This window comes from Flavobacterium sp. HTF, from assembly GCF_003105115.1.
Taxonomy (GTDB): Bacteria; Bacteroidota; Bacteroidia; order Flavobacteriales; family Flavobacteriaceae; genus Flavobacterium.
On sequence record NZ_QETH01000169.1, the window covers coordinates 1 to 2,741 of the forward strand.

The window sequence follows — 2,741 nt, forward strand, 5'->3', positions numbered from 1 at the left end:
AATTGTACTAATCCTTTATAGATGTATCGAAACTAATATTGTAATATGGTGGAGTATTATATGTTTAATAAATATTTGTAATTATTTATATTTTTATAAATCTGGTAGGTCAATAAAAATAATTAAAGAAAAGCCAATGTTTTTTTCTAGCAGAAAAACTTCGATATTTTTAACTCTTTTGTTTTTTATTTTTCTGGCCACATCAATAATTTGGGGTGTAATTTTAACGAAATATATTTTACATACCCATTGTAGCTTTTAATTATCTAACGATAGAATATAAAGATAATTGGAAAAAATATAATATCGAATTTGCTAATTATTCTAAGAATAAGAATCAAATAGGAGGCTGGATTGTATTTGGAATAATTTTATTTATAATATGTAATTTGTTTTATTCATTTTATTTGATGGGTGAAGTAGATTGGAGTAAGTATCGTTAAAATTATGTAAGTTGTGAAATTTATCAAGAAAAGTTATTATTATTTTTTCTATAAGATTTACCGTTCTATAGAATATAGTTCAGGACTATCTGGAGGAAAGTTTCTTACCTCTTTTAAAGCAAGTGCTGTCATGATTACCTTAGAAATATGGTTATTGATATCACTTAGTGCATACTATTCGATTTATAAAAAGACATTTATAGAACTTTCTATTTCAATGCCTATTGCTTATATACCATTAATTATAGTAATAGCTTTTAATTATCTAACGATAGAATATAAAGATAATTGGAAAAAATATAATATCGAATTTGCTAATTATTCCAAGAATAAGAATCAAATAGGAGGCTGGATTGTGTTTGGAATAATTTTATTGATAATTAGTAATTTGATTTATTCATTTTATTTAATGGGTGAAGTAGATTGGAGTAAGTATCGTTAAAACTCCCCTCTTGGCGAGACCGTTCTGCTCATGAATACAAAAATATTGTTTTCAGGGTATATGAAATAGTAATTAGTACAAAATATAAAGTGCATTCTCTACCTCCGCTGGCGCGAGCATCTTGCTCGTGAACGCAAAAAAGAGTTAGCTCATGCTAATAAAAAAAGATGAGTAGAAAAAACAAATTTGGTAATAAAACAGGAATTTATCTTATAAATATAAATTGATTTAGATAGTGTTCACGAGTAAGATACTCGCGCCAGTAGAGGTAAAGTTATGGATAAAAAATATCATATTATTATTCTTATTATTAGTTTAATAGTGCTATTAGTAGGTAATAAAATGAATAAACGTAAAGCTGAAGATTCTTTGGGAGATTATGACTTCTCCATTGGTAATGTAGAAATGTATTTTAATAGAGGAACAATTGGTTATAATGTAGGCAGAAGTTCAATTACATATTCATATACTGTCAATAACATTCGTTATATGAATAATTATGATATGTTGTTTTACAAACTTCCTTCTTCGCCTAAAGTCAATGATAAGTTTGTTGTAGCTTATAATAAAAAGGAGCCTCAAAAAAGTCTCTTGTTAGGTGATTACCCAATTAAAAGCCAAGAAGATTTTAATGTTTTTATAAAAAAGGATATTAAGATTAATTTTTAGCTGAGTTATAAAAGTCAATTTGGCTTATGCCATCTGGCGTGAGCACCCTGTTTCCATACTAATTCTTCGTTGGCATGGTCAAAAAGAGTTTTGAATATGTAGTGTTTATCTGCTCACAGCATTAGTGTGGGGAGCTGAGAGAAAAAAAATAATTAAGTTTAAAAAAAAATAAAAATGAAAAAAGTAGTATTTCTAATTGTTGTTATATGTAATACAGCAATTTACAGCCAAACATTTGATGGTAATTTAGCTTTAAAAAGTTTAAAATGGACAACAGAGCAAAAAGATTTTAATAGCGCACCCAGAACAGGTGTAGATCCTATGTCTATGAAATTATGGGATAACTATGGAGGTGTCGGTGCTCCTAGTACATATGGTTCCTTATTAGAAATATATGGTAAATCAGCGCATTTAATCTCACAAATGTATTTTGATAATACCTGGAACGGTTCCAGAATACTTTACAGGACGTCGTTTTATGGTCAGACTACATGGGAGAGTTGGAGATATCTTTTAGATTCAAAAAGCGATGTAGCTTCATCAGGCAGTTTGAAGATAGATGGAAAAGGGAATAGCTATGTTTTAGGAAATTTAGGTATTGGTACCACAACAACGGGAGTCTATAAACTTGCTGTTGAAGGGGCAATAGGGGCAAGAGAAGTTAAAGTGATGGCTACTGGCTGGGCAGATTTCGTGTTTAAAAAAGAATATGAGTTGCCAACTCTCGAAGATGTTGAAAAACATATTAATGAGAAAGGCCATTTGAGAAATATTCCAACTGAAGCAGAAGTTCTTAAAGATGGTATTTCTCTGGGAGAAATGAATGTAAAGTTGCTTCAAAAAATAGAAGAATTAACACTTTATGTAATTGAACAAAACAAAAAAATAACGAATTTGGAAAACCGATTCGAAAAAATGGAGGCAGCTTGTGTAGAATAAAACTGAAACAAATTATAAAAAAAGCGAGACATCTGTCTCGCTTTTTTATGAACTGTAGATAAGGCATTTTAAAAATCTGTCTTGCTCACAGCCAGCATGTGTTAAAAAGTCAAGATTTAAGGCTGACTTTTTTTATTTATCAAATTTTTTTTCAGAACACTGTATTTTTATTAAATCCTCAATTTTTCCTATAAAAATTATATGTATGCATAGTAATTAGAATTCTCCTTGTTTGAAATTTGATTTTA

3 protein-coding genes are annotated in these 2,741 nt (G+C 29.0%); all 3 read left to right on the forward strand.

Annotated elements, in window-relative coordinates; translation table 11 throughout:
- The first annotated feature begins 456 nt into the window (after positions 1 to 456).
- The gene (locus DCO46_RS22585) at positions 457 to 885 is read left to right on the forward strand and encodes a hypothetical protein (protein WP_124019594.1); all 429 of its coding nucleotides are present in this window, start codon (positions 457 to 459) and stop codon (positions 883 to 885) included.
- A gap of 276 nt (positions 886 to 1,161) precedes the next feature.
- The gene (locus DCO46_RS22445) at positions 1,162 to 1,554 is read left to right on the forward strand and encodes a hypothetical protein (RefSeq protein ID WP_116754687.1); all 393 of its coding nucleotides are present in this window, start codon (positions 1,162 to 1,164) and stop codon (positions 1,552 to 1,554) included.
- A gap of 174 nt (positions 1,555 to 1,728) precedes the next feature.
- Positions 1,729 to 2,493, forward strand: a complete 765-nt coding sequence (locus DCO46_RS22450; protein WP_116754688.1) for a tail fiber protein — start codon at positions 1,729 to 1,731, stop codon at positions 2,491 to 2,493.
- Positions 2,494 to 2,741: the final 248 nt, after the last annotated feature.